The organism is Bdellovibrio sp. HCB185ZH (assembly GCF_047302455.1).
Taxonomy (GTDB): Bacteria; Bdellovibrionota; Bdellovibrionia; order Bdellovibrionales; family Bdellovibrionaceae; genus Bdellovibrio.
This window is the reverse complement of the sequence record NZ_CP178624.1, coordinates 2,459,395-2,485,470: the sequence shown is the minus strand read 5'-3', so window position 1 is coordinate 2,485,470 and position 26,076 is coordinate 2,459,395. Positions and strand designations below refer to the sequence as shown.

21 protein-coding genes are annotated in these 26,076 nt (G+C 45.1%); 10 read left to right on the top strand and 11 right to left on the bottom strand.

Going from position 1 to position 26,076, the window contains the following annotated elements:
• Window positions 1-20: 20 nt before the first annotated feature.
• Complete coding sequence (locus ACLSU7_RS12155) at window positions 21-2,621, bottom strand: M16 family metallopeptidase (RefSeq protein WP_413292151.1); 2,601 nt, start codon at window positions 2,619-2,621, stop codon at window positions 21-23.
• A gap of 16 nt (window positions 2,622-2,637) precedes the next feature.
• On the opposite strand from ACLSU7_RS12155, the gene hemW reads away from it, so the two are divergent.
• The 8 genes from hemW (at window position 2,638) to ACLSU7_RS12115 (ending at window position 11,305) form a co-directional block, all read left to right on the top strand.
• Complete coding sequence (hemW, locus tag ACLSU7_RS12150; protein ID WP_413292149.1) at window positions 2,638-3,810, top strand: radical SAM family heme chaperone HemW; 1,173 nt, start codon at window positions 2,638-2,640, stop codon at window positions 3,808-3,810.
• A 76-nt stretch (window positions 3,811-3,886) separates the two neighbouring features.
• A complete protein-coding gene (grpE, locus tag ACLSU7_RS12145; protein ID WP_413292147.1) occupies window positions 3,887-4,405 on the top strand; it encodes a nucleotide exchange factor GrpE in 519 nt (172 codons plus the stop codon).
• A gap of 11 nt (window positions 4,406-4,416) precedes the next feature.
• Complete coding sequence (locus tag ACLSU7_RS12140) at window positions 4,417-5,424, top strand: DnaJ C-terminal domain-containing protein (RefSeq protein ID WP_413292146.1); 1,008 nt, start codon at window positions 4,417-4,419, stop codon at window positions 5,422-5,424.
• Window positions 5,421-7,088, top strand: coding sequence for a penicillin-binding protein activator (locus tag ACLSU7_RS12135; RefSeq protein ID WP_413292145.1), 1,668 nt, complete (start codon window positions 5,421-5,423; stop codon window positions 7,086-7,088). The genes ACLSU7_RS12140 and ACLSU7_RS12135 overlap by 4 nt, the downstream gene beginning before the upstream one ends.
• A 108-nt stretch (window positions 7,089-7,196) precedes the next feature.
• A complete protein-coding gene (locus ACLSU7_RS12130) occupies window positions 7,197-7,568 on the top strand; it encodes a TraR/DksA family transcriptional regulator (RefSeq protein ID WP_413292144.1) in 372 nt (123 codons plus the stop codon).
• Between the two features lie 182 nt (window positions 7,569-7,750).
• Entirely contained in the window at window positions 7,751-8,113 is a 363-nt protein-coding gene (locus ACLSU7_RS12125; protein WP_142701996.1) for a TraR/DksA family transcriptional regulator, read from the top strand.
• A gap of 105 nt (window positions 8,114-8,218) precedes the next feature.
• A complete protein-coding gene (gene lon / locus ACLSU7_RS12120) occupies window positions 8,219-10,624 on the top strand; it encodes an endopeptidase La (RefSeq protein WP_413292142.1) in 2,406 nt (801 codons plus the stop codon).
• Between the two features lie 111 nt (window positions 10,625-10,735).
• Window positions 10,736-11,305 (top strand): thermonuclease family protein, encoded by a 570-nt coding sequence (locus tag ACLSU7_RS12115; protein WP_413292141.1) that lies wholly within the window; start codon window positions 10,736-10,738, stop codon window positions 11,303-11,305.
• On the opposite strand, the gene ACLSU7_RS12110 is transcribed toward ACLSU7_RS12115, so the two are convergent.
• Window positions 11,235-12,059 (bottom strand): FAD:protein FMN transferase, encoded by an 825-nt coding sequence (locus ACLSU7_RS12110; RefSeq protein ID WP_413292140.1) that lies wholly within the window; start codon window positions 12,057-12,059, stop codon window positions 11,235-11,237. The two genes, ACLSU7_RS12115 and ACLSU7_RS12110, sit on opposite strands and share 71 nt — an antisense overlap.
• A 78-nt stretch (window positions 12,060-12,137) precedes the next feature.
• Complete coding sequence (locus ACLSU7_RS12105; protein WP_413292138.1) at window positions 12,138-12,629, bottom strand: hypothetical protein; 492 nt, start codon at window positions 12,627-12,629, stop codon at window positions 12,138-12,140.
• 259 nt (window positions 12,630-12,888) lie between these two features.
• On the opposite strand from ACLSU7_RS12105, the gene ACLSU7_RS12100 reads away from it, so the two are divergent.
• Window positions 12,889-14,094: a patatin-like phospholipase family protein gene (locus tag ACLSU7_RS12100; protein ID WP_413292137.1), complete on the top strand. Its 1,206-nt coding sequence runs from the start codon at window positions 12,889-12,891 to the stop codon at window positions 14,092-14,094.
• A 135-nt stretch (window positions 14,095-14,229) separates the two neighbouring features.
• Here the strand turns inward: ACLSU7_RS12100 and ACLSU7_RS12095 are convergent, their stop codons facing one another.
• Genes ACLSU7_RS12095 through ACLSU7_RS12065 form a run of 7 tightly spaced genes read right to left on the bottom strand, consistent with a single transcriptional unit; the run spans window position 14,230 to window position 21,624 of the window.
• The gene (locus ACLSU7_RS12095; RefSeq protein WP_413292136.1) at window positions 14,230-15,690 is read right to left on the bottom strand and encodes an NADH-quinone oxidoreductase subunit N; all 1,461 of its coding nucleotides are present in this window, start codon (window positions 15,688-15,690) and stop codon (window positions 14,230-14,232) included.
• Window positions 15,690-17,294 (bottom strand): complex I subunit 4 family protein, encoded by a 1,605-nt coding sequence (locus tag ACLSU7_RS12090; RefSeq protein ID WP_413292135.1) that lies wholly within the window; start codon window positions 17,292-17,294, stop codon window positions 15,690-15,692. Before ACLSU7_RS12090 ends, ACLSU7_RS12095 begins: the two co-directional genes overlap by 1 nt.
• 3 nt (window positions 17,295-17,297) lie before the next feature.
• A complete protein-coding gene (gene nuoL, locus ACLSU7_RS12085; RefSeq protein WP_413292134.1) occupies window positions 17,298-19,229 on the bottom strand; it encodes an NADH-quinone oxidoreductase subunit L in 1,932 nt (643 codons plus the stop codon).
• 5 nt (window positions 19,230-19,234) lie between these two features.
• A complete protein-coding gene (gene nuoK / locus ACLSU7_RS12080) occupies window positions 19,235-19,558 on the bottom strand; it encodes an NADH-quinone oxidoreductase subunit NuoK (protein ID WP_142702008.1) in 324 nt (107 codons plus the stop codon).
• Window positions 19,548-20,084, bottom strand: coding sequence for an NADH-quinone oxidoreductase subunit J (locus ACLSU7_RS12075; protein ID WP_181605664.1), 537 nt, complete (start codon window positions 20,082-20,084; stop codon window positions 19,548-19,550). Before ACLSU7_RS12075 ends, nuoK begins: the two co-directional genes overlap by 11 nt.
• Window positions 20,085-20,094: 10 nt before the next feature.
• On the bottom strand, window positions 20,095-21,252 hold the full coding sequence (locus tag ACLSU7_RS12070) for a complex I subunit 1/NuoH family protein (protein WP_413292132.1): 1,158 nt from the start codon (window positions 21,250-21,252) through the stop codon (window positions 20,095-20,097).
• A gap of 3 nt (window positions 21,253-21,255) precedes the next feature.
• Window positions 21,256-21,624 (bottom strand): NADH-quinone oxidoreductase subunit A, encoded by a 369-nt coding sequence (locus tag ACLSU7_RS12065; protein WP_088615994.1) that lies wholly within the window; start codon window positions 21,622-21,624, stop codon window positions 21,256-21,258.
• A 119-nt stretch (window positions 21,625-21,743) separates the two neighbouring features.
• Between ACLSU7_RS12065 and mfd the strand changes: the two genes are divergently transcribed.
• The gene (gene mfd / locus ACLSU7_RS12060) at window positions 21,744-25,265 is read left to right on the top strand and encodes a transcription-repair coupling factor (RefSeq protein ID WP_413292131.1); all 3,522 of its coding nucleotides are present in this window, start codon (window positions 21,744-21,746) and stop codon (window positions 25,263-25,265) included.
• On the opposite strand, the gene ACLSU7_RS12055 is transcribed toward mfd, so the two are convergent.
• A complete protein-coding gene (locus ACLSU7_RS12055; protein ID WP_413292130.1) occupies window positions 25,262-26,029 on the bottom strand; it encodes a hypothetical protein in 768 nt (255 codons plus the stop codon). The two genes, mfd and ACLSU7_RS12055, sit on opposite strands and share 4 nt — an antisense overlap.
• Window positions 26,030-26,076: the final 47 nt, after the last annotated feature.

The window sequence follows — 26,076 nt, the reverse complement described above, 5'->3', positions numbered from 1 at the left end:
CGCGAGCTCTCTCAAATAGATTAGATATCATTCGGTCCAACCAGAGAAATAATCTCTGGTTGCGAGAAAATCTTCTGAGCTAACATTTGAATGTCTTCTGGTGTAATTGCGAAATACTTTTCAGCCACATCCAAGCTTTCACGATAATCCAAGCCATAGATATCATCAAACAAGATCGCATTACAGATCGTACCTTTACGTTGTAACTCAATATCATGACGACCAATCAGATATCTTTGCGCGCGAGTCAGTTCTTCCTCGCCAACTTTAACTTCAGCGAGTTTATTAAACTCCGCTTTTAGCATTTGGATGGATTTTTGAGCTTTCTCTGGAGAACAACCGATGTATCCACCAAAGTAGCCGCCTTCAATACCTTCCATGTGCATTGGAGACACGGAATATGCTAAGGAATTCTTATCACGAAGCTCCAGGAACAGACGACCACCCTGACCACTCAAGATCGATTGAATGATCTCAAGTGTGTATCTTTCTGGGCTTTTCAAGGTTAGACCTTGATAGCCCACAATGATGTGGCTTTGTTCTTTTTTAAGTTCATGGAAGACATGACGATTTTCCGTAACCTTGGTTATCGGAAAATGATTTTCAATTTTCTTACCTGCTGGCAAATCCGCAGTCACTTCTTCAAAAGTTTTTACCCATTTTTCCGCACTGACGTCGCCCACCACGCACAAAGTAAGGTTTTTAGCGTGAGCAACATCGTTATAGTATTTGCGCAAAGACGACTGATTGATGGATGAGATCGATTTATCATCACCCAACAAGTCTCGCGAATACGGATGGTTTTTGAATACTTCTTTCATGAAGTTCATCACACAGATCTGTGATGGATTGTCGTTTCGAGATTTTACTTGATTCTTCTGTACCACCTTTTCACGCTCTAGAATTGCTTCAGGAAACTGTGGGTTCAGTAAAGAATCCGTATAGATCTCAAGCATCTTGTCTTCAAATGGCGAAAGATAATCCATCGACATACCGACAGAGTTTCTGCCACCAAAAGCGCCGATGCCCGCAGCCAACTCGTCCACACGATGATTAATGTCATCTTCGGTAAACTTCTTAGAGCCCGACAGCCAATTTCTAGAGAATAGTTCTGTGAGTCCATTCGTCGTTCCATCTTCCATACGTGCGCCACCTAAAAAGGCTGCTTTCATGGAAACATAAGGAGTGTCTTTTTGCTCGCGGATCAGAAGAGTGGCACCAGATTTCAAAGTGATTCTTTGCGTCTCGGGAGTATGCTTAACCGCTTCTGTATTGATCGAGAATTTCTTAGGAACAAATCTCGCAGGCTTTTCTTTCGAGGCTTTTGTTGTAGAAAGCGATTTCTTTAAATTCTTGGCGAAAGTTTTCAAAGACTTTTCAGCAACTTTTTTATCCATGTTTGTCATAAGGGACAAACTGAATGCATCTGCTTTAAAGTATTTCTTGGCGGCTTTTTGGATGTCCTCGGGTTTTAGTGAATACACCTGCTTCATGTATTTACGATAGTGATCGTGATCACCATAGTAGAACTCATCGCCTCCGGCTTTTCTCGCAATGTTATCCACAGTCTCCATCGAGTAAACTTCGTGGCTTGCAAAGTTAGTGATCGCCTTTTGCATTTCCATTGGAGATGGTGGCTCGTGAATAATGCGAGTAAGTTCCGGAATCATCGCCGTCAAAGCTTTATCCAGGTTTTCTTGCTCAAGGTTGAACGAAACTGCAAACAAACCATCATCCGGCATTGAATAGCTGAATGTCCCCACTGAATTCGTCAAAGGCTCCCTGATGCGCAAAGTTTGCATCAGGCGAGAAGAATCGCCCTGACCCAAGATGGCCGCTAAAACTTCGAGTGCCGCGATGTCTTTGTGTTTTACGTTTGGAATTCTCCAGCTCAAGTATCCTGTCGTCGTTTCAAATTTGGCTTGTTCGATTTTAATACGGATGTTTTTTTGTGCCGGCTCTTTAGCGTGTGATGTTTTTCGCAATTTGAATGGCTCAAAGCCACCAAACATTTTTTCAACCTTGGTTTTCATTTCCTTAGATTCAAAGTCACCGGCGATGACCAGGAACATGTTCGAAGGAACATAGCGACTTTGATAGTATTCACGGATTTTTTTGGCACTGACTTTTCTGATAACTTTGTCATAACCAATGACTGGAATACCGTAAGGGTGTTTGCGGAAAATATTTGAGAACAAAAGCTGGCTTGATCTGCGACCCGGGCTGTCCTGACCGCGTTTAATTTCTTCGATCACAACTTCACGTTCGTTGTCGATTTCCTGTTCATCGAATGTGGGATAACCCATCATCTCGCTGATGACATCCATCGCGACGTCCGTGAATTGTTTTGAAATCGTCACATAAAAGACGGTTTGGTCAAAGGAAGTGTAGGCATTCAGCTCCCCGCCGGATCCCTCAACCGTGGAAGCGATTTCGCCCACGTTGTATTTGCGAGTCCCTTTAAAAACCAAGTGCTCGATAAAGTGAGAAATCCCCTCTTCGCCTTTTTTCTCGTCGGCAGAGCCTGTTTTCACCCACATTTGAACTGAGACCACAGGGGACTTATGACTCTCTAATAAAAGGACTTTTAGACCGTTTTTTAGTTGAAATTTCTTAGACATACTCTAGATAACTCCCATGGCTTTTGGCGTTTACGTTCACATTCCCTACTGTATTCAGCGCTGCACTTATTGTGACTTCGCGACTTATGAGCAAAGTAAGATTTTGCCGCCGGATCAGTACGTTCAATTGCTGTTTGAGGAGATTCGCCAAAAGCATCGCTATTATCAGCCTCAAAAGTTAGACACACTTTACTTCGGTGGTGGAACACCCAGTTTGATCCCAGCTCATCTTATTGTAGCCGTCATAAAAGAGTTGGGTAGATATGGCTATACAACTGGACCCGAAACCGAGATCACGATTGAGATCAATCCGGCGACCGTCGACAAAGACAAATTGAAAATGTACATCGACCACGGAGTGAATCGTTTTAGTGTCGGCGCTCAAACTTTCGATGACCGTTTGTTGAAAATGGTCCATCGCGAACATTCCGCGAAACAGACATTAGAAACCCTGGACCTTTTGCGAGCACACAATCTGAATTTCAGTTTCGATATCTTGTTCGCCCTGCCTTCGCAGACTCTCGAAGGCCTCAAGAACGACGTGCGCATCGCGGTTGAGCAAGGTGCAAAACACATTAGCCCCTATTGTTTGACAGTTCCCGATGGTCACCCGCTTTCTAAAGGCCGCGCGCTTGAGGATGAGCAAATAGACATGTTTGATTTTATTGCGAGCGAATTAACTGGTCGCGGTTTTCAACAATACGAAATTTCTAATTTCGCAATCCCGGGTTATGAATCCCGTCACAACATGTTGTACTGGATTGATCAGCCCTATTGGAGTTTGGGACTAAGTTCTCATTCGTATTCCAAAGAATCCCCGTGGGGCACGCGTTATTGGAATTTGAATTCTATTGGCGAGTATAAGAAGCAAATTCTTGAGCACGAGGGTAAAGAGTTTACTTCACCAGCACTTCATTTACCTGACTCCCAAGTCGAAGCCCTGGAAATACATCAAGCGCTCACGGACTTTTGTCATACTTCAATGCGTTTAATGCGTGGCCTCAACGAGCGCGAGCTTCAGGAGAAATTTCCTGTCGCAGTTTATCATCAAGTCTCAAGTATTATGAGCAAACTAATGGGTCATGGCTGGGTTCAAGCTGACCAGGGGCATTGGTCCTTAACAAGAGAAGGCCTTGTTATTAGTAATAAAGTTTTCCAGGAACTTACTTTCTTAAAAGAAGATGTCTAGGTTCAAAAAATCTGCGCCTGCCGTAATTGACAATATCTAATGAATACACAATCTTAAGTATTGCGAAAGGATCCTTATGTCAGAAGAAAACAACTCTCAAAATTCCAATCCTGCGGCATCCGAAAATTTCGATGTCTCTTCTGAAATTCAAAAGCTTCAAGAACAGGCAGAGAAGTATAAAAACGATTTCTTGTACCTGCGCGCAGAATTTGAAAACTACAAGCGTAACGCAATCAAAGAACGTTCAGAGTTAATGAAGTACGGTGGCGAACGCTTCATCCGCGATCTTTTGGATATCGTGGATAATTTCGACCGCGCTCTTCAAGTCAATGTAACGGCTGATAATCTTAACACTTTTAAACAAGGTGTGGAGATGACAGCTTCTGAACTTAAAAATCTTTTGGTTAAGCACTCGGTGACGGAAATCCCTTCAGAAGGCGCACCTTTTGATCCAAACATTCACGAAGCCCTTAGTGCCGAAGCTACTGACAAAGTGGCTCCTGGACATATCGCTCGCGTATTTAAAAAACCTTATAAATTGCATGACAAGGTTATCCGCACTGGCCAAGTGGTCGTTGCGAAAAAACCAGAATAAAGAGGCTTTGATTGTCTAAGAAGGACTACTACTCCCTTTTAAATGTTTCGCGTACAGCGACTGCGGATGAGATTAAGAAATCTTTCCGCAAGCTTGCGATGCAGTATCATCCGGATAAAAATCCTGGTGATAAAAAGGCTGAGGAGAAATTCAAAGAACTCAGCGAAGCATACGAAGTTTTAAGCGATACCAAAAAACGCGAAATGTATGATCAGTTCGGTCATGCCGGCCCAGGTTTTGGTGGTGGCGGAGCTGGTGGACCCTTTGGTGGCGCCGGCGGATTCGGCGGTTTCGGCAGCAGTGGCGGCTTTGGCGGCGCTGGTGGCGGAGCCGGTGGAGATCCCTTCCAAGATATCTTCGGTGATGTCTTTGGAGATATTTTCGGTGGTGCTCGCGGTGGTCCAGGTGCGGGAGCGCGCACGCGCCGTCCGCAAAAAGGCACTGACCTTCGTTATACTTTAAATGTGACCTTCGAAGAAGCGGCTGTCGGTACTGAAAAAGTAATCAGTTTCATGCGCCAACGTGGCAACAAAGAAGAATCCGCAAAACTATCCGTGAACGTCCCAGCCGGAGTGAAAGAAGGCCAACGCCTGAAACTTTCTGGCGAGGGCGACGCTGCCGGTGGAACTGCTGGAGATTTGTACGTCATCATCGCTTTGCAGGAGCATCCTTTGTTTAAGCGTGCTGAAAATGACGTGACTCTGGATTTGCCGATCACTTATACCGACGCAATTTTAGGAACCAATATTGAAGTTCCCACATTGACGGGTAAAGCGATGATTCGCATCCCGCCGGGCACTCACTCGGGTCAGAATTTCCGTCTTAAAGGCAAAGGCTTCCCAAAAATTGGCGGCTTCGGCACGGGGGATATGATGGTGCGAATTTTAGTCGACACTCCCCATAACCTTTCTAACCGACAAAAAGAATTGATTGAAGAATTAGCTAAGTCCGCGGAAGCAACACCCATGGTGAAAGCTTTCCACGAAAAAGTATCTCATTTGATGAGGAATAGAAAATGACATCGAAGCTCGCTCTGATTTTCTCCGCACTTGTAATGGCTTCTTGTACGACAACCACAACGAAGAAAACGGAGATCAAGCAAGCTCCGGTCGCGACTAAAACTAACGGGAAAAAAGGCAAGGGCATGTCAGGACTGGCTGCTAAGCCACCGCCTGAGCCCATTCCCGCTCCCCAGATTCCTGCACCTGTTGTGAATGATCCGATGGCAGCCTTGAAAAACCTGGTTGTTTTATCGGTTCAAGCTCCTACGAAACAAGAGCAAGATGTCTATCGCTTAAAAGCGATTGAAGATGTCGAAAACCGTCTGAATGAAAAACAGCTTGAAGAAGTCGCTGACAATTCTGATTACGGCTTCTTGCGCGGTCACGCCATGTCTCGTCTGGCTGATAAAGCGTTGGACGAACGAGATATTTATAAAGCGAAAAAGTACTACGCTGGTGTTATCGATTATTTGCCAGAAAGTGATTTGGCGGCTCGTGCAAAAGATATTTTGTCACAACTTGAAGCTGCAAAAACTGTTCAATCAAAAACGATCGGCGTAGTTTTACCACTCAGTGGAAAAAATGCACCGGTAGGTCAACGTGCTCTTCGTGGTCTTGAAATGGGCTTGGGGCTTCATGTTCCTGGTTCAGGATTTAAGCTTGCTGTTATGGATAGCGAAGGAAACCCTGACTCTGCCCGCCGTGGAGTTGAACGTTTGGTTAAAGAAGACAACGTTATCGCTGTTGTTGGTAGTTTGTTAAGTAAGACAGCTCCCGCAGTAGCTGCAAAGTCTGATGAGCTGGGCGTTCCAAGTATCGCACTCTCTCAACGTTCTGGGTTAACCGAGATTGGACCTTCCGTTTTCAGAAACTCCCTGACAAGTGAAATGCAAGTTCGTCAGTTGGTTAGAACAGCGATGGATGATATGGGCATGAAGAAGTTCGCAGTGCTCTATCCCAACGATCAATATGGAGTCGAGTTCACGAATATTTTCTGGGATGAAGTTTTAGCTCGTGGCGGTCAGATTACAGCTATTCAAACTTACTCAACCAAAGAAACGGATTTTCGCCTGGTCGTGCAACGCCTTGTTGGCACTTATTATGGTGAAGGTCGTCAGGATGAATTCAATTTGCGTCTGAAAGATTTGAAACACTCAGATAAAAAACGTTCTGCCCGCAATGACAATACAGAAAACGTTCTCCCCCCGGTCACGGATTTTGATGCGATCTTTATTCCGGATAGCGCCAAAGCAATGGGTCAAATTGCTGCGATGCTCGCATTCAACGATGTGCGTGGCGTAAAATTGATGGGAACGAATTTATGGAATACTGCCGGTATAGCAAAACGTGCGGGTAATTTTGCGAACAATTTGTTGTTCGTGGATTCCATGGCACCGACATCCCAAGAACAATCACGCTTCTTAACTGAATATAAAAACTTATACGGCGAAACACCGAGCCTGATTGAGATCCAGGCCTATGATGCGGGATTGATTCTGCGTCAATTGGTGGCCTCAGGAGCCGATTCCAGAGAGGCTTTGACTGCGAAGCTTCTAGGCTTAAAGAAGTTCCCAGGATCCCTTGGCACGCTTTCTATGAGCTCTGAGCGCGAGATTGAGCGCCCTGTGGTTTCCCTGACCGTGGAAAAAGGTGAAATCGCCCCCCTGCGCGTTCGCCAATAGGATCTATAAAAATATTTAATGACCTTTTTTTAACCGGCCCCCTCCCCTTCCTCGTCTAAGGAACACTAAGCGGCAAGCAAGTCGCTAATCCTAAAGAAGGGGGCTGTTATGAAGACGCAGATTACAGAAACAATCGTTACCGAGTGCCGTAGAAAACTAATCCTGACAAAACAAGATATTCTGAATCGCATCAGAGCAGCTCAATCCGCTTTCGTTCACGCAGAAAAGTCTGGCGACGAAGGAGATGTGTCAGCAGCACACATCGAGGAACACACTTTTTTAATTTCACAAGAACGCATGAGAAACCAACTCCTCGAGATCGAGATGGCCCTGGGCAGAATAGAAACTGGCACATTTGGTGTGTGTGAAGAAACTGAAGAGCCGATCGAGGCCGAAAGACTTCTTGCGATTCCTTGGACTCGTCTCAGCATTGAGGGTGCGGAAATGCGCGAAGCAGTAGGCAGAAAGTTTGCACGTTAGAAAAAATCTGTTTCACTTTCTGTTTCTGTTTCACTTTCTGTCTCGACACTTCTCCTCTGACAGCTATGCAGCAAAGCGGTGCTTACTAATTCGTCACGCACTGCTTTTTCCGTGACACTCTTCTTATCCCCCGTAATAACGAGCAAGAATTTTCGGCGATGATCATCATATCGGGGGGTGAGATGAACGCAACCGAACTAAGTACGACAGAACTAGAAAACTTGAAGGACTCTTTGCTTTTCCAAAAAGGCTCGATCCTAAACAAGTCACACGAATTCATTGCAGAGCAATCCAGCATCAGTGGCGCTGGTGACGAAGCAGAAGTTGCTTCTCAAGATGTTGCTAACAACATTTCGATTCATCTGCATGAAAGAGACCGCACAGCACTCTATGCAATCGAACGTGCATTGGGAAAAATTGCTGAGGGGACTTACGGCCAGTGCGAATCTTGCGGGGAACTAATCGGTGCTCGCAGACTTCAGGCTAGACCTTTCACAGCCCTTTGTATTGAATGCATGGAAGAACAAGAAGCGCTCTCTCACTGACACGGATGTCAGTCCAATTTTTCTAATTTCCATTCAAGCATTTCCTACCTCGCTCCGAAAAGTCTCATACATGAAACATTTCCCGCATCAACGCGGAGGAGCGGTATGAGTTTTGACGATAAAGTTCTAGAAATCCCACAGACACTTCCAATGCTACCTGTGAGAGACATCGTTGTTTTCCCCTACATGATCATTCCATTGTTTGTAGGTCGCGATTCTTCAATCCGTTCTGTTGAAGAAGCTTTGGCAAAAAATCGCCTTATCTTCCTAGCTTCACAAAAAGATATCTCCGAAGAAAATCCAACTCCAGATTCTATCTACACAGTAGGTACAATCGCGATGATCATGAGAATGCGTAAGCTTTCTGATGGTCGCGTAAAAATCTTGATTCAAGGTGTAGCTAAGGGTCGTGTAAAAAACTACTCTAAGACTTCTCCTTCTTTCGAAGTTGCAGTTGAAAAAATCGAAGAAATTCCAAATCAAAAATCCGTTGTTGAAAACGAAGGTTTGATCAGAACAGCGAAAGAGCACATCGAGCGCATCATCGCGATGGGCCGCCCTCTTTCTCCAGACATCTTGTTGGTACTAGACGATGTCACTGATCCAGGTCGCATTGCTGACTTGATCGCTTCCAACCTTGGTATCAAAGTTCAAGATGCTCAAAAAGTTCTTGAAACTCATGATTCTACTGAAAGACTAAAAATCGTTACTGAGATTCTGGCTGCTGAGCTTGAAGTTATGCAAACTCAACAGAAAAATCGTCCAAACCAAAAAGACGATGCTAACAAATCTCAACGTGAATACTTCTTGCGCGAGCAAATGAAGGCTATAAAGAACGAACTTGGTGAACAAGACTCTAAATCTGAAGAGATGGATGAGTTGCGTGACAAACTGACTAATGCAGGTATGCCTCCTCATGTTGAAGCAGAAGCTATGAAGCAGTTGGGTCGTTTGGAGCGTATGCATCCAGATGCATCTGAAGCAACAATGGTTCGTACATACCTTGACTGGATGGCGGATCTTCCTTGGAGCAAAAAATCTGAAGATCATATCGATCTTAAGCGCTCTAAAGAAATTCTTGATGAAGATCACTACGAGCTTGAAAAAGCTAAAGACCGTGTCATGGAATTCCTTGCGGTTCGCAAGTTGAAACCAGATCTTAAAGGGCCAATCTTGTGCTTTGGTGGTCCTCCAGGTGTAGGTAAAACATCTCTTGGTAAATCTATCGCTCGTGCGATGGGCCGTGAGTACTTCCGTATCGCTTTGGGCGGCGTGAAGGATGAAGCGGAAATCCGTGGTCACCGCCGTACTTATGTAGGCGCGATGCCAGGTAAAATTATCCAAGCTCTTCGCCAAGCGAAAACAAACAATCCAGTTATCGTACTAGATGAAGTTGATAAATTGGGTTCTGATTTCCGCGGTGACCCTTCAGCAGCAATGCTTGAGGTTTTGGATCCAGAACAAAATGCTACTTTCCGTGATAACTATTTGAATGTGGATTTCGACCTTTCAAACGTGTTGTTCATCGCTACCGCTAACGTGTTGGAGAATATCCCACCAGCATTGCGTGACCGTATGGAAATCTTGAACATCCCTGGTTACACAGAAAACGATAAACTTTTGATCACTAAAAAACATTTGATCAGAAGACAAATCGAAGCAAACGGTATCACTCCAGAGAACATCAGCTTCACTGATGAAGGTATCAAATACCTTATCGCTGGCTACACTCGCGAAGCAGGTCTTCGTAACCTTGAGCGCGAAGTAGGTTCAGTTTGCCGTAAAGTTGCGAAAATGGTGGTAATGGGTGAAAAGAACTTCGTAGAAGTAAACGCTACGACAGTTCCAGAAATCCTTGGTCCTCCACGCTACCAACGCGACGACAAAATCGCTGACTCACAAGTTGGTGTTGTGCAAGGTCTTGCATGGACACAAGCTGGTGGTGAAGTGTTGACTGTTGAAGCATTGAAAATGAAAGGTAAAGGACATCTTTCACTTACAGGCCAACTTGGCGATGTGATGAAAGAATCTGCTCACGCAGCAATGTCTTACGCTCGTGCTCACATGGAAGAATTGAACATTCCTGAAGACTTCTTTGAAAAGTACGACATCCATATCCATTTGCCAGCGGGTGCTATCCCTAAAGATGGTCCTTCTGCAGGTATCACTCTTACAACTGCACTTGTAAGTTTGATGACAGGGACTCCAGTTCGCCATGACTTGGCAATGACTGGTGAGGTGACTCTACAAGGTCGCGTACTTCCTGTCGGCGGTATCAGAGAGAAGTGTCTTGCAGCTTTGAATCTTGGTATCACAAATATCATCATTCCAATGGCTTGTAAGAAAGACTTGGCTGATATTCCAAAAGTATTCAGAGATAACATCAACTTCATCTTCGCTGAAAATCTTGATGAAGTGTTCGCAGTAGCTTTCGATAAAGACGCTGCAACACAAGCTAAGAAGACGGGCGTTAAGAAGGAAGCTAAGAAAACTAAATCTCTAGCGGCCTAGTCGCTAGAGTACATCGCCCCTCCCAAGTAAGATGTAAAAAAGGACTGAGCAATCAGTCCTTTTTTTATTTCCGGACCACGGATTGCAATCTCCCCAAATCCACTTTATCCTTTGAAGAGAAATGTTTTCGCGACGCGCACACCGAAACCGGCAGGCACCTTTATGAAATATACAGCTTTGATTCTTGCGGCATTTATTTCTCTTTCTGCTCACTCAGCTGAGGCTAAGAAAAAGAAACAGCAGATTCAGCATCTTTCGGGCATTGTTCAGAAATGTCATGATGGCGATACTTGCCGCGTTCTGGTAGGAAATAAAATCGCGAAGATTCGATTTGCTGGCATTGATTGCCCTGAACTTTCTCAGAAATATGGGAAAGAGGCGCGCAACTATACAGAATCGGTGATTAAGAATAAGTATGTGAATCTTGAGTGCGATGGAAAATCTTTTGATCGTCTGACTTGCACAGTTTTCCTGGCCGATAAGAATGTGAATTTGATGATTGTGGAAAATGGTTGGGCTTATGATTCGACGAAGTACTCTAAAGGACGCTATCTAGCGTCTGTTGACACCGCGAAAAATCAGAAAATGGGAATGTGGATTGATCGTGATCTTACGAGTCCCTATTGCTACCGCCATAAGACGAATAAGAAATGTGCCCTTGATCAAAGCTATATGCCTTAGTTTCTTCAAAGATCTCTTCGATCTCTCCTGATTCATCAAAAACGATAATCTGAGCATCCAGCTCCGCCACACAGGACTGAATGATTTCCTGGGGAGCATAAAGACCAATTTTTGTAAGAGCATTCGCCGTCATGCAGGTATCGGCAATCACTGAAACCGTGTGACGCCCACTGATTCCATGTCTGAGCGGATGAATATACAAAGTGGCCGACTCGTTGTCGTACAGATTGCCTCGATATTCGGTGGTAGCGATGGCATCTTTGAAAAGTCCCAGTTCTTTTTCAATATCCGTATTACTCATTCGCACGTGAATAGCTTTCTTAGGACAATTGAAAAATCGAATACCTTCTGCCAAATGAACCATCCCCATTAATGACGGATGTTTCGCTTTCAAAAGATTTACAGCCTGATCTAAAATGTACCCCCGGATCAAACTTTTAAGATCAAGGTTGTTAGATTCCTCGCGAAATGGTTCAAAATATCCATCCGACAAGGTGCTGATATCCAAAGCTTTTTCTAAAACTTCAGCGACTGGTTTACTCATTTCGAAAGAATCATCCCCCTCCACCGTTAATACGCGGCAGATTTCAGAGTTTTGATCTTCCAGATTCAAAGAGCTTTCGATTTCAACGAGGTGTTGAAGGGTCTTCGTCAAAAGGGCTTCAAAGCTCCCATCTGAGAATAAATTGATCTGAATAAAGTCGCCAAGCATCGGGCGACCCGCCTGGGCTGTGATTTCAAGTTGGTTTTCCATATGCCTTAACGTTAAAAGCAAAAAACCCCGGGTGACATCATCAACCGGGGTTTCTGTAAGATAACATTTTAAGGAGGCTTATTGTTTGAAGCCTTTAAGGCGGTCATTTTCGGATTCCAAAACTCGAACCAGAGTTTTAAGGTCCGTGACTTCATCCTTAAGTTGGAAGATTTGTTCTTCCTTTTCCTGAAGGATCTGCGTGTAAGCCTTCTTGAGTTCCACAAGAAGCTTATTCGCAGCAGTTAGGATCGGCTCATCCTTATTTGCTTTAACCGTCTTTTCAGTAAGGTCCTGAGCCTTCACTTCGTCCTTTGAAGAAGCCATTTCCGTTCCTTCTTTCATCATTCCTTGATGAGCACCCACCAAAGCAAGGTTTTCGCTTTCTTGGGAGGGGCGATGTACTCTTTGATGGGTACCCATCGGTTCATCCATGATGAAGTACTTGCCGTCTTCAAATCGGAATCGAATGTCGTCGGCTTTGATTCTTCGGCGGAGAGTACTCACACTAATTCTGTATTTAGTGGAGTAGTCCATTAGCGGTAGCCAAGAACCATTCATCTCAACGTTCATTCGATCCCCTTTACTCACCCTGGCCGAAACCAAAGTGCAAGTAGCTAGCTTTTCGGAAATGGTGGTCGCCTACTCAGCTTGCGTAATCAACCCTATCACAGGACTTCAGTCTGTCAAAGATAGTGTGACTACTTACTCAAATTCAACAAAAAACAGGACCTTGATCTGGCTATTCAGCGACTAGTCAGGGTTTTAAGCTGGACCAACGTCTGACCAACCTTGCCCTCCATCACCTGAGATCACATACTTATGCATAGATATGCGCATAAAAGAGAAAAAGAAAATTGCATTGGTCTTAAGTGGAGGCGGAATTAAAGCAGCGGCCTTCCACATCGGCGTGTGCATGGCTCTTCAGGAAAAAGGATTCAAATTCGCCGGCGGCACCAAAGAGATGGTGCGTCAGAATTTCGATGAAAACGATCCGATGACCATTCGTTGTTATGTCGGGTCCAGTGCCGGTGCTTTTGTTGCTTCGATTTTGGGAGCTGGCTATCCAATTGAATCTTTGGTGAATGCCTTTCAAGTAGGCTCGGGCAATAATCCGACATTTGATAAATCGGATCTTCGCTATCTTAAGCCAATTTCTTACCGCAATATCTTTAACTTAAATTCCAGCGGATTACTTCGATTTATACCCCGAGCTTTACTGGATAAAACGATCGTTAAAGGTGGCGTTGAATCCCTGATTAAAAACGGATTGAAACTAAACGGTCTGTTTTCCACCAGCGGGATTGAAAGCTACCTCCGTAAAGACGTCCTTCTGGACAACGACTTTGCCCGTTTAGGTGTGGATTTGTTTGTCATCGGTACACAGCTTAACCATACTCGGAAAGCTATCTTCGGGAATTTCCCCGAGTCTTTCAAAACTCCGAACCACATGTACATCAACCACGCCTCGATCAGTACAGCGGTTGCGGCATCGACATCGTTGCCTCCGGTTTATGCACCTTATGGAATCAAACGCCCGGAAGACGACAAAGAGATCTTCTTTTATGATGGCGAGATTCGGGACACTCTTTCGACTCACGTGGCGGCCGATCACGGCGCCGACCTGGTGATTTCTTCCTACTCCACTCAGCCGTATCATTATACGGAAGAGATGGGTTCGCTGCACAAGTACGGGATTCCTTTGATATTAAATCAGGCTTTGTATCAAGTGATTCAACAGAAAATCGCGAAGCATATTCAGGCACAAAACGATATTAAAACCATCTATAACTCGGTTGACGGATATCTTAAGCAGATCAAACTTCCCGATGATCAACGCGAAAAGCTTTTGGGCATTATCCGCGATAAAGTTCATCATCGTCCTGAGGTGGATTATATTTACATCTCCCCTCGCCCCCAGAATTACGAGATGTTCTTTGTGGACCATTTCAGCTTGAATCCTGAAATCTTAGCGCGCATCGTGCGCATCGGATTCAAATCAGGAATCAACACGCTAAGACAGTTCGACTTTAAATAGATACGGCCTTACTTGCCAGAGGTACGGACACACTTTCTCCAGATAGTGATCCGTCCATAAATGCAAAAAACCCCGGGGATTAGCCGGGGTTTTTTATTTTCGCCAATGTGTCTGGAGAAAGTGTGTCCGTACCTTTTACAGGAGGCTTTTTTCTACTGCTGTAAATAGGGGGCCGGATACGAAACCAAGGAATAGGATGGCGATGGCCATCACAACCACTGTTACTGTTGTTGCATTTAAAGAGTGTTCAGCAACGTCAGCTTGGCCTTCTTTCATGTACATAACTACGATTGGGCGCAAGTAGTAGTAAACGGAAATTACGGAGCTGATCATACCCCAAATTGCCAACCACATAAGGCCTTCACCGATAGCTGCATTGAAAAGATAGAACTTACCAAAGAAACCCAAAGTTGGTGGAATACCCGTCAATGAAAGCAAGAACACTGTCATGCAAAGCGCGATCATCGGTCTTTGTTTTGCAAAACCTGCAAGATCATCAACATTTACGATATGGTTCTCTGATTTCTCAAGCATGCTTGCGATTGCAAACGCACCCAAAGTCATCAAGCCATAGCTTAGCAAATAGAAGATAACGCCTGATGCACCGAAAGCGGCATCGTCACTTACACCCGCCGTGATCACACCTACCAGGATATAACCAGAGTGTGCGATCGAAGAATAAGCAAGCATGCGTTTCAAGTTGTTTTGCAAGATAGCTGCTGTATTACCCACGATCATTGTGATCACAGCCAACCATTGAAGCATATCAAACAAGTGCTCTGAACCCACCAATGAACGAGTCGCAATCACGCGCAAGAAAGCTGCGAAAGAAACTGTCTTAACCGCTGTCGCCATGAAAGCTGTGTGCGGAGTAGGTGCGCCTTGGTATACGTCTGGAGTCCAAGCGTGGAATGGAGCGATGGAAACTTTGAAGCAGAAACCCAAAACCACAAACACCATACCGAACAAGAACAAGCGGCTTGTTTGAATCAAATCAGCTGCGTTTTCCATGAAGGAAAGAATATTCGTGTTTCCAGTCGTACCGAAGATAAATGCTACACCGTAAAGGAACAACGCCGAAGCAAATGAACCCAAGATGAAGTATTTAAGAGCGGCTTCTTTGGAAAGCTTTTCTTCATGGCTCATTGCGATCATCAGATACAATGCCAAAGACATCATTTCCAGACCGATGAAAACCATCAAAAGATCCACTGCCGAAACCAGGATCAACATACCCACCGCAGAAGACATCGCCAGGAAGATCAGCTCAGAAAACTGTCTGCCCGTTGTCGCTGGGTTTTCGTACATCATGATCATCGCTGCAGCTGCAGAAAGAAGCGCAATCACGCCCATCCACTGAGTCACACCATCAAAGATCAAGCCGTTGTTGAACGCTGTTTTACCAGCGCCACCAAAGACTACCAACAGACCCACAGCGATCACGATACCCATCAATGCCTGGCAAAGAGTGATGATCGGATTTTGTTCGCGGTTACCACGAAGAACTTTCGCCGTGATCGGCACCAAGCTCGCCAGGAACAAGGCGATCATCGGTGAAACAAGAAGAATGTCACTAAGACCAATATTCATATTCATTATTTATCTCCTTGTGCTGCTGCTGACGTCGCTTGCTCTGTTGCCGGAGCCGTTGTCGTTGCAGTTGCTGCCGCAGTTGCAGGCGCACCAGGTTGATTAATTGTCAGGTTGTATGCGTTTTTGTTGTGTACCAAGTGATCAACACTGGCTTTAGAGTAGTTCAAGAAATTATTCGGGAACAGACCCATCCAGAAGACCATGATCACAAGAGGAACAAGAACAGCGATTTCACGAGCGTTCAAATCATGAAGCGGGTGGTGTTCGTCTTTAACCAACTCACCTTGCTCACCGAAGAACACACGTTTAAACATCCACAACATATACACGGCACCCAAAACCACACCCGTCACTGCAAAGTATGCAAAGACCGGTTGAGCTTGGAATGTACCCATCAGGATAAAGAACTCGCCCACGAAACCATTTGTCATCGGAACCGCAATCGAAGAAAGCGTGATGATAAAGAAGAAGATCGTGAACAATGGAAGAACTCCTGCCAAACCACCGTATTTAGTGATTTCACGAGAGTGAGTTCTTTCGTAGATCATACCGATCAAGATGAACAGTGCACCCGTCGAGATACCGTGATTCAACATTTGGTACAAACCACCGTTCATACCGTATGAGTTGAATGCAAACAGACCCAACAAGATGTAACCCATGTGCGATACCGAAGAGTATGCCACAAGTTTTTTCACGTCCGGCTGAACCATCGCGACCAAGGCACCATAGATAATCCCTACTGTACCGATAAGCATGAACAACCAAGACCAGTATTCAGAGGCCTCTGGGAATAAAGGAATTACCCAGCGCATGAAACCGTAAGTACCCATCTTTAGCATAACCCCGGCAAGAATAACGGAACCAGGTGTTGGTGCTTCAACGTGGGCGTCTGGCAACCAAGTATGAACTGGGAAAGCCGGAACTTTGATCGCAAATGCCAAAGCAAATGCAAAGAACAAAAGAGTTTGAAGGCTAAAGAAAGTTCCGCCTACAAATGGGATTTTCAATTTATAGAAATCCAGCAAGCTTGCACTCATTTGGCCAGTCGTCTCTTGAGTCAAGTACATCATATAGATCATCGCAACTAGCATCATCACAGAGCCGGCGAATGTATAGATGAAGAGCTTTACAGTTGCATAGATTCTGCGAGATCCGCCCCAGATACCGATCATGAAATACATCGGAATCAAAGCAAGTTCCCAGAAAATGTAGAAGAAGATCGCATCCATCGCCAAGAAAGTACCTAGCATTGCCGTTTGCAGGATGAACAAGCAAACGTGGAATCCTTTGATTCTTTCAGTAACTGATGTCCAGCTCGCCAAAACAATAATTGGAGTTAAGAACGTCGTTAAAAGAACCAACCACAACGAGATCCCGTCGATCCCAAAGAAGTAGCTGATACCGAAACGCTCAATCCACATATAGCGCTCAACCATTTGCAGGTTAGCTGTATTTGGGTCGAACTGTTGGAACAACGCCAATGATACGATGAATTCGATCACCGCAAAACCCATCGCCAAAGGGCGAAGAGTTTTAGCGTTCGGCCAAACTGCGACGATCAAAGCAAACAAAAGAGGTAGAAAAACAATTGTACTTAGGATCATAGCTTACCCCAGGATCACATATGAAAGGACAACAACGACACCGAGACCGATGTACATCGCGTATTGCTGCATATTTCCGGTTTGAAGCGAACGACCCAAAGAGCCCATTCCGCGAACCAAATCCCCTGCCCAGTATGTGCACTTGTCGATGAAATTAACATCAACGTAGTACCACATGTTTTTACCCAGGTTTACCAAAGGATTAATGATTCCGCCGAAGTACGCTTCGTCCACGAAATATTTGTTATATACCAAGTTGTAAACTGGCTTGATGCTTTCAGCGAATTTCTTAGGAGTCTCTGGAGACTTCACATAGAACTGATAAGCGACTGAAGCCGAGATCACTGCCAAACCAACCGAGCAACCCATCAACACCCATTCAGTAGATGCATCGAAGTGACCCAAGTTCGGGATTTTCGTGATCATTGGATCCAACCAGTGCTCCCAAACATTTGGAATATGACCCAAATGTTCACCGATCACGTGAGGGATACCGATCCAACCACCGATCACTGACAACACTGCAAGAACGATCAAAGGAATCGTCATCAATGCCGGAGATTCATGAGGGTGAACGTGAGAAGGAACGCGTGATTTACCCCAGAATGTAAGAGCCATCAAACGAGTCATATAGAATGCAGTCAAAGTCGCACCCAATGCACCCGCGGCCCACAAGATTGGAGAACCCATTGGAGAGAAGAATGAATAAGCCAAGATTTCGTCTTTAGAGAAGAAACCCGCAAACGGAGGCATACCGATAATTGCCAACCAACCCAAGAAGAACGTCACGTGAGTAATTGGAAGGTATTTCTTCAGACCACCCATTTTCCGTATGTCTTGTTCCTCGTGCATCGCATGGATCACAGAACCAGAACCCAAGAACATAAGGGCTTTAAAGAATGCGTGAGTCATCAAGTGGAACATCGCTGCTCCGAAAGCACCTACACCGCAAGCTAGGAACATGTAACCAAGTTGAGATACTGTCGAGTAAGCCAAAACTTTCTTGATATCCCATTGGGTCATACCGATCGTCGCTGCAAGAACCGCAGTCGCCGCACCAATAACTGCAATCACCATCATTGTGTTTGGAGCTACGATGAACAAAGGATTCAAACGAACGATCATGTAAACACCGGCAGTAACCATCGTCGCCGCATGGATCAACGCGGAAACTGGTGTTGGACCGGCCATCGCGTCTGGAAGCCAAACGTACAATGGAATCTGTGCAGACTTACCAGTAGCACCGATGAACAGGAACAAAGTCCCCAAAGTCACGGCACCCATCCAGGAAGCTTCAACAGTTGTTGGAGCCAATGCGTTTAGTTCGTGGAAATTCAGAGTTCCGAAAGTCATGAACAAAACAAACATACCCAGCAAGAAAGCGGCGTCACCAACACGATTCGTGATGAAGGCTTTCATACCCGCTGCTGCCTTTTCTGCATCCGTGAACCAGAAACCGATTAGCAAGTATGAGCAAAGGCCCACGCCTTCCCAACCAACAAACATCACCAACAAGCTGTCACCAAGAACTAACAACAACATGTTAAAGATGAACAGATTCAAGTAGGCGAAGTATTTCGCAGCACCTTTATCGTGGTGCATGTAACCGATCGAGAACAAGTGGATCAAAGTACCCACGCCCGTGATTACAAGAACCATGATCGCGCTGATTTGATCGACGACGAAGCCCGCGTTTACTTTAAATTTATCAATCGCCATCCACTCAAAGAATGTCACAGCGATACGACGAGATTCCGCTGCCATACCTACAAGGTCTGTCACCAAAAGAACCGCGCTGATAAAAGAAATTGCCACTGCCAGAGTTGCAATAACACCCGCTACGTTTGCGGAGTGTTTTTTATAACGGAAACCATTGATCAGGAAACCAACCAACGGACTTAGGATAACAATGGCCATTAAAACTGAATGATTCATTCGGCCTATCCTTTCAAGTGCTCGAAGAAGCGAATGTTCACTTCGTTAAAGCGTTTAAAGATCGAAACAGCCAGCGCAAGACCTACAGCCGCTTCCGCTGCTGCGATTGTCATTACGAAGAACACCATGATGTGACCCTCAAGATGGCCCATGTATTTTGAGAATGCGATGAACGTCAAATTTACTGAGTTCAACATAAGCTCGATGGACATCAAAAGTACGATCACGTTACGACGAAGAAGAACTCCAGCCATACCCATAACAAACACGATCGATGCCAGGACAAGGTAGTGAGTCAGTCCAATGTTGTTAATGAAATCAATGTTCATGAGTTCCACCTTTACTGCGAGAAAGTGCTACTGCGCCCACCGCGATCACCAAAAGAAGAACGCCAAGAGCCTCAAAGCCAAAGATATATTTAGAGAACAGGATTTGACCAAGTTGCTTAGTCGTCTCCATGCCTGTTCCAACAGTTACAGGGTTGTCTGTTGTTTTGAAGACCAATTGCTCAACCGTTTTATAGATAGAGGCAACGATCATTCCCAACAACAAGCCCACGGACATGATTTTCAAAATGCCCGAGAATTTGCCGCGTGTGAACGCCGACACATCCTGTTTCAAGTCGAAAAGCATGATAACCATCGTGAACAAAACCATCACGGCGCCAGCGTAAACGATCAACTGAACACCTGCGATAAAATACGCGTTCAGAGTCACGAACAAAGCTGACATTGTGACCATCGTCATCGCCAGGCTTAATGCGGAATAAATAGGATTCTTCAATAGGATCACCATCAGGCCAGAGCCCAACAATGCGATCGCTAAAAACCAAAATAAAAAAGCGTCTGCTGTCACTTTTAGCTCCTTACAATGATGCCGCGTAAATCACGAAAGCCGTGATGATGGTGTTAGCCAAAGCCCAAGGAAGCATTGTTTTCCAACCAAGATCCATCAATTGGTCGTAACGGAAACGTGGCAAAGTCCAACGAACCCAGATAAATGCCCACAAGAACAGGAAGAATTTTACGTTGAAAACAAGGAAGTGAATCAACGCCACCAAAGCCGAAGCCCAGTTAGCATTCGAAGTCACAGTCATTGCCCATTCACGAACTTGCTCAACAGTGACGTACGGAATTCCGTAACCACCGAAGAAGAAGATCGCCATCAAACCGGAAGCGATCATCATGTGACCGTACTCGCCGATGAAGAACATGTTGAACTTGAAACCACCGTACTCCGTATGGAAGCCGGCAACCAACTCAGACTCACCCTCTGCCAAGTCGAATGGCAAACGGTTGGATTCTGCGAACGTCGCTGTAAAGAACAAAAGCGCGCCCAAAGGTTGGAAGAAAATACCCCAGTTTGGAAGGTACTGGGATGTGATCGTGTGACCCATGAATTGGAAGTGCAAAGGACCTTGTTGCGCCAAAGTCATATCGCTTAGGTGGAAAGTTCCGTACATCATGATCACACCAACGATCGAAAGGCCCAAAGCCAATTCGTAAGAAATCGTTTGTGCAGAGGCACGAAGAGCACCCATCAAAGAGTACTTATTTCCTGAACCCCAACCCGCCATCAACATCGTGTAAGCAGCTAGAGAAGAAACACCCAGGATGAACACGATACCAACGCCGATATCATAACCCTGAACCAAGAACGTGTATGGTCCCCAAGTTTGACCGAACAACTCGAATGTCCCAACTGAAATGGGTGTCGACATTGGAATCGCAGAAAACGCCACCGCACCTGGAATCAACGCGAATACCGGAGCTGCATAGTACAACAACGGTTTTGCAGTTGAAGGAACGAAAGCTTCTTTCGTTAAGAACTTCACGGCATCGGCCAACAATTGCATCAATCCCAAAGGACCAACACGATTCGGACCAAGACGATTTTGAATGAAAGCAGAACCACGACGCTCAACCCATACAAGGATCGGCACGAGTTGAACCATCATCAAAAAGATAACAACGAGCTTAAGCCCGTTGACGATAATTTCGAATGAATCTTTACCCATTCCCATTGATTAATCCCATTCCAATGCTTTTGATTTAACTTCCCAGAACAAACCGAAAATGAAGACGGCCAAGAAGAAGATCATAGATCCAAATACAAATGCACCCTGGCCAGAAGCGATGAAATCACGGAAGGATGTCGCCCATGGGTACATAAAGATGATTTCGATATCGAAAAGAATGAAGAGAATTGCTGTGAGATAGAATTTCACAGAAACTTTCGTATCTTTTTTATCTAGCGAAGGGAGACCACACTCGTAGGGCTCGTACTTAACCGGATGATAATGGACCTTTCCACCTGTCTTAATCGAAAGCCAGACTAGAAAACTGCCAAATAGCGCAATAAAAATGACGATGAAAATGATTCCACCGAGTGCCACAAACCCTCCAAAGTTGTCGTTATTATTTGGATTTCAATTAGTTATATATGTGGAGCCCCTGAAATCCAAGAAATATGAATGGAAACAAGGCGATAACCATGGCAACATGAGCGCACAAAATGAAAGCCGAAATGACTCATACAAGGCTCGAATCGATACTTGATCGCGCCTTCGAAACAACCCGCGGAAAAATTCAAGTGACCGGAGCTTCTTCTCCGCTCGCGCTCGCTTTCTTTTTGTCTCAAACATACTCTAAAAAAATCAACAGCTTGCCGCACTTGGTTGTAGTTGGCAGTCAGGCAGAAGCGCTGAAATTACAGCAGCTCTTACAGTTCTTTGACCCGCTTCGTCAGAGCACTGTTCTTCCTGCTTTCGACGTTTCTGCGTACTCAGGTCTTTATCCGAACACCAGATCTGCAGCGGATCGCGTGCGTTTTCTAGCAAAAGCACAGGCAGCAAAGGCCGGGGAAATCTTCATCGCATCTCCTGACGCGCTGACTCAGAAAACAATTCCGGTCAAAATTCTTAAGGAAAACTCGCGAACTTTGTCAGTTGGCGATGAGCTGCCAGAAGACATCGCCGATTATTTGAACTCTTTGGGTTATGTCTCAGCCCCGATGGTTGAGGACAAGGGTCAGTATGCTTTGCGTGGGGGTATCGTTGATATTTTCCCACCTTCAGAAGACCTGCCAGTACGATTGGATTTGTTCGGCGATCAAGTTGAAACTCTTCGCCACTTTAGCATCGATGATCAGCGCAGTTCCGATGAAATCAAATCTTTCGTTCTGACTCCTGCCCGTGAAATTTTATTCCGCGATGAAACTCACGAAAGACTTTTACAAAGAGTGCGTGCGAACATCGATGATCGACCGGTGGAAAAAACCGAAGCCGACGAGATGTTGCGCTCGCTTGTTTTAAAAAACTCTTTTCCGGGCATCGAGTTCCTGCTTCCCTATTTTTATGGTGAGCCTGCAAATCCTGTGGATCACTTTCCAGGCCCAGTGAATGTCTGGTTCTTAGATCCCGTTGAAATCTCTCGCAGTGCTGATGAAAACATGGCGGAGCTTAAAGCAGATTACGCCACCAGCTCGGCGCATGTGATTCGTCCCGATATGGATTTGTTGTTTCAAAATTTCGAAACGATTAATTATCCCCAAAACAGCCGTCAGATTTATTTTTCTACGCTTGAGTATCTGGATGCAGACAATGCAGCAGAGGCTCATGTCGAGTACCGTACGTCACTGACTCAGGATTTTTCAAATCTTTCGAATTCAAATCCGGTGGGTTCGGAGTTGTGGCTTCAAGCTGCTACCAACAAGCTTCATAAGTGGCGTGATGACGGATACCGTATTTTTGTCAGCACCAAGAACCAATCCCACATTGATCGTCTATCTTTGATCTTTGAAAAATTAGATCTGAAAGCTGCTCGTTGCGGTCAAGATGAATACAAATGGGATACGTGGCTTCAAGAACAGGAAGCTGACAAGCACCTGGTTCATATCGTCAGCCGTTATCTTTCCGACAGTTTAAGACTTGATGAAGAGCGCGTGATCTTTCTGCGTGACGAAGATTTCTATGGCAAAAAAATGCGCAGCCGCGAATCAACGGCCGCTCAAGATTTCCAGAAACAAGCAAAGCGCCTTGCCTTCGGTGATTTAAAACCAGGGGACTTGGTTGTTCACGTTAAACATGGTGTTGGGATCTATGAAGGTCTTAAGATCATGGCCATCAGCGGAGTGGAATCGGAATTCATCCAAGTTGGCTTTAAAGATAAAGACAAACTTTACTTACCGGTTTACCGCGTCGGCCAGTTGCAAAAGTTTTCCGGAGCTGGAGCTACGACCGTACTTGATAAACTGGGTGGAACGGCTTGGGAGAAAACTAAAGCTAAAGTTAAATCCCACGTTCGCGATATCGCTGCTGACTTGTTGGCACTTTATGCAAAACGCGCGGAGATGCATCGGCCTCCGTTTGATTTCAAGGAAAACGAAATTCAACTTTTCGAGAATGGTTTCCCTTACGAGGAAACTAACGATCAGCTGCGTGCCATAGGTGATATTCTTAGCGATTTAAAATCGACGAAACCCATGGACCGTTTGGTATGTGGTGATGTGGGCTTTGGTAAAACCGAAGTCGCCATGCGTGCCGCATTCTTTGCGGTACAAGCTCGTCGCCAAGTCGCAATTCTTGCTCCCACAACAGTTCTTACGTTCCAGCACTTTGAAACTTTCAAAAAACGTTTCGAAGGATGGCCTGTTGATATTCGTGTTCTAAACCGGTTCGTGACACCGGCTGAGTCTAAAAAAACAGTTCAAGATATCAAAGACGGCAAAGTCGACATTATCGTGGGCACCCACAAGTTGTTGGGTAGTTCTATTGGCTTTAAGGATCTGGGACTTTTGATTATCGACGAAGAGCAAAAATTCGGTGTTACTCATAAAGAGAAAATCAAAAAGATTAAAACCAGCGTCGATACACTGACGTTGTCCGCAACACCTATTCCCCGCACACTGAATATGGCCTTAGTGGGTATCCGCGATCTGAGTCTGATCAATACCGCGCCTGTAGATCGTTTGCCGACACGTACCTTTGTCACAAAGTTTGATGAAGAAACTGTTCGCAAAGCCATCACGGCGGAGATTTCTCGTGGTGGTCAAGTTTACTTTATTCACAATCGCATAGAATCCATTTATGGCTTGGCCGATGAAATCAGAAGCATTGTTCCTGAGGCACGTATTAAAGTCGCCCACGGACAGATGGAAGAACACGAGCTTGAAAAAGCCATGCTTTCATTCTTCCATCACGAAATCGATGTATTGATTTGCACTGCCATCGTGGAGTCCGGAATGGACGTTCCGCGCGCCAATACGATGTTCATTGATTCTGCTCACATGTTTGGACTGTCTCAGCTGTATCAATTGCGCGGTCGCGTGGGGCGTTCAAAAACCCGTGCCTATTGCTATCTGATGATGCCGCGAAATCGCAAACTTGATAAAGAGCAACAAGAGCGCTTAAAGATCATTCAGGAAAATACTGCTCTAGGCAGCGGCATCAAAATCGCACAGTATGACTTGGAACTTCGTGGCTCCGGAAATATTCTGGGCGAAGAGCAGTCAGGCCACGTGAATTCTGTCGGTTATGAATTGTACATGGATCTTCTGAATGAGGCTTTGGCTGAAGCTAAAGGTGAAAAAGTTGAGGACATGGAGCTTGATCCTGAGATCAATCTTAAGATTCCTGCGCTTATCCCAGATGCCTATATCAAGGATATCCGTATACGCTTGGGATATTATAAAGCTTTGGCTGAAATCACTTCGAACGAAGACCTCGATAGAATTGAAGAAGAGTTACGAGATCAATTCGGTCCGATTCCTGATCAGACTTTGAATCTTATGGGACTTATGTTGATTCGTCGTCAATGTAAGGAGCTTGGAGTTCGCGATATCAGCGCTGGTGTAACTTCTATCTCGTTAGTGTTTACTGAAAAAACAAAACTGGATCCAACACGCGTGATTCAACTGGCAATGAAAGAATCAAAAAAATATTCCATCACGCCAGACAATCGCTTGAATATTAAAATGGCCAATATCTCGTGGTCATCCGTTCATGAGGAAATTGAAAGACTTCTAAGTCTGATTTAGAATTCCATGCGCAGGCCGACGCCCCAGTTTGGATCAGTTTCCATATTTGCATCCGCATCTCCGCCAGACGCCAGGTACTGAGTCATAAATACATCGATGAAAGTATTCTCAAGACCGTAATTGAAGGTCGCATTCTTTGCGACATCATAGTCTAACCAATCCAGCTGCAATAACAGACCAAAAGTATATGCGTATCCCATCGGCGGAGATTCGCTAACAGAGTTTGTCGTTGATTTATCCGTAATACTCATCTGGTACATAGACATTCCCACGTAGGGCGCCACATAGGGTTCTTTCATTAAGTTATCGAGGGTAAACTTCAAAGTGGCCATGTACTTGGTAATTTCCAGCGTACGCTTATCACCACTTCGGTCATCTTCGATGCTCCCCATGCCGGCTGAAGCACCCAAGGCCAATGAACCCAGGACAAAGTTGTACTTATAGTCCATCGCAAGATTGAATATCGGAATAGCTTCGCCGTTAAATAGCTCTTGGTACGTTTTCCCATCGTTGATGGAAACAAAGCTGCTGGGAACATAGTTTTCGTATTCAAGACCAAAATAGATGCCGTGTCTTTCACGACGGGTTTTATAGTCAGCAAGATTATCCTGGCGAACGTGAAGTTCCACTAACGAGTCGGGGCTATAGACCTCGACAAGGCCCTCTTCTTCAGGAGTTGCAGCCATCGCCACAGACGTCATGAGCATTAACACCAGCGACACCAGTGCTTTGATTTGGATAATAGGACTAAGGTGCAATTTCATGCTGTAACTCAAATCTTGTCTATTCCCACTTGAGGCGAATGATATTC

What these genes read in the sequence shown, in the direction of transcription:
- nuoL (WP_413292134.1), bottom strand. Translation starts at nt 19,229, where the DNA reads ATGAATCATTCAGTTTTAATGGCCATTGTTATCCTAAGTCCGTTGGTT.
- ACLSU7_RS12090 (WP_413292135.1), bottom strand. Translation starts at nt 17,294, where the DNA reads ATGATCCTAAGTACAATTGTTTTTCTACCTCTTTTGTTTGCTTTGATC.
- ACLSU7_RS12100 (WP_413292137.1), top strand. Translation starts at nt 12,889, where the DNA reads ATGCGCATAAAAGAGAAAAAGAAAATTGCATTGGTCTTAAGTGGAGGC.
- ACLSU7_RS12105 (WP_413292138.1), bottom strand. Translation starts at nt 12,629, where the DNA reads ATGAACGTTGAGATGAATGGTTCTTGGCTACCGCTAATGGACTACTCC.
- ACLSU7_RS12110 (WP_413292140.1), bottom strand. Translation starts at nt 12,059, where the DNA reads ATGGAAAACCAACTTGAAATCACAGCCCAGGCGGGTCGCCCGATGCTT.
- ACLSU7_RS12070 (WP_413292132.1), bottom strand. Translation starts at nt 21,252, where the DNA reads ATGGGAATGGGTAAAGATTCATTCGAAATTATCGTCAACGGGCTTAAG.
- mfd (WP_413292131.1), top strand. Translation starts at nt 21,744, where the DNA reads ATGAAAGCCGAAATGACTCATACAAGGCTCGAATCGATACTTGATCGC.
- nuoK (WP_142702008.1), bottom strand. Translation starts at nt 19,558, where the DNA reads ATGAACATTGATTTCATTAACAACATTGGACTGACTCACTACCTTGTC.
- lon (WP_413292142.1), top strand. Translation starts at nt 8,219, where the DNA reads ATGAGTTTTGACGATAAAGTTCTAGAAATCCCACAGACACTTCCAATG.
- ACLSU7_RS12155 (WP_413292151.1), bottom strand. Translation starts at nt 2,621, where the DNA reads ATGTCTAAGAAATTTCAACTAAAAAACGGTCTAAAAGTCCTTTTATTA.
- ACLSU7_RS12130 (WP_413292144.1), top strand. Translation starts at nt 7,197, where the DNA reads ATGAAGACGCAGATTACAGAAACAATCGTTACCGAGTGCCGTAGAAAA.
- ACLSU7_RS12095 (WP_413292136.1), bottom strand. Translation starts at nt 15,690, where the DNA reads ATGAATATGAATATTGGTCTTAGTGACATTCTTCTTGTTTCACCGATG.
- ACLSU7_RS12135 (WP_413292145.1), top strand. Translation starts at nt 5,421, where the DNA reads ATGACATCGAAGCTCGCTCTGATTTTCTCCGCACTTGTAATGGCTTCT.
- ACLSU7_RS12125 (WP_142701996.1), top strand. Translation starts at nt 7,751, where the DNA reads ATGAACGCAACCGAACTAAGTACGACAGAACTAGAAAACTTGAAGGAC.
- ACLSU7_RS12055 (WP_413292130.1), bottom strand. Translation starts at nt 26,029, where the DNA reads ATGAAATTGCACCTTAGTCCTATTATCCAAATCAAAGCACTGGTGTCG.
- grpE (WP_413292147.1), top strand. Translation starts at nt 3,887, where the DNA reads ATGTCAGAAGAAAACAACTCTCAAAATTCCAATCCTGCGGCATCCGAA.
- hemW (WP_413292149.1), top strand. Translation starts at nt 2,638, where the DNA reads ATGGCTTTTGGCGTTTACGTTCACATTCCCTACTGTATTCAGCGCTGC.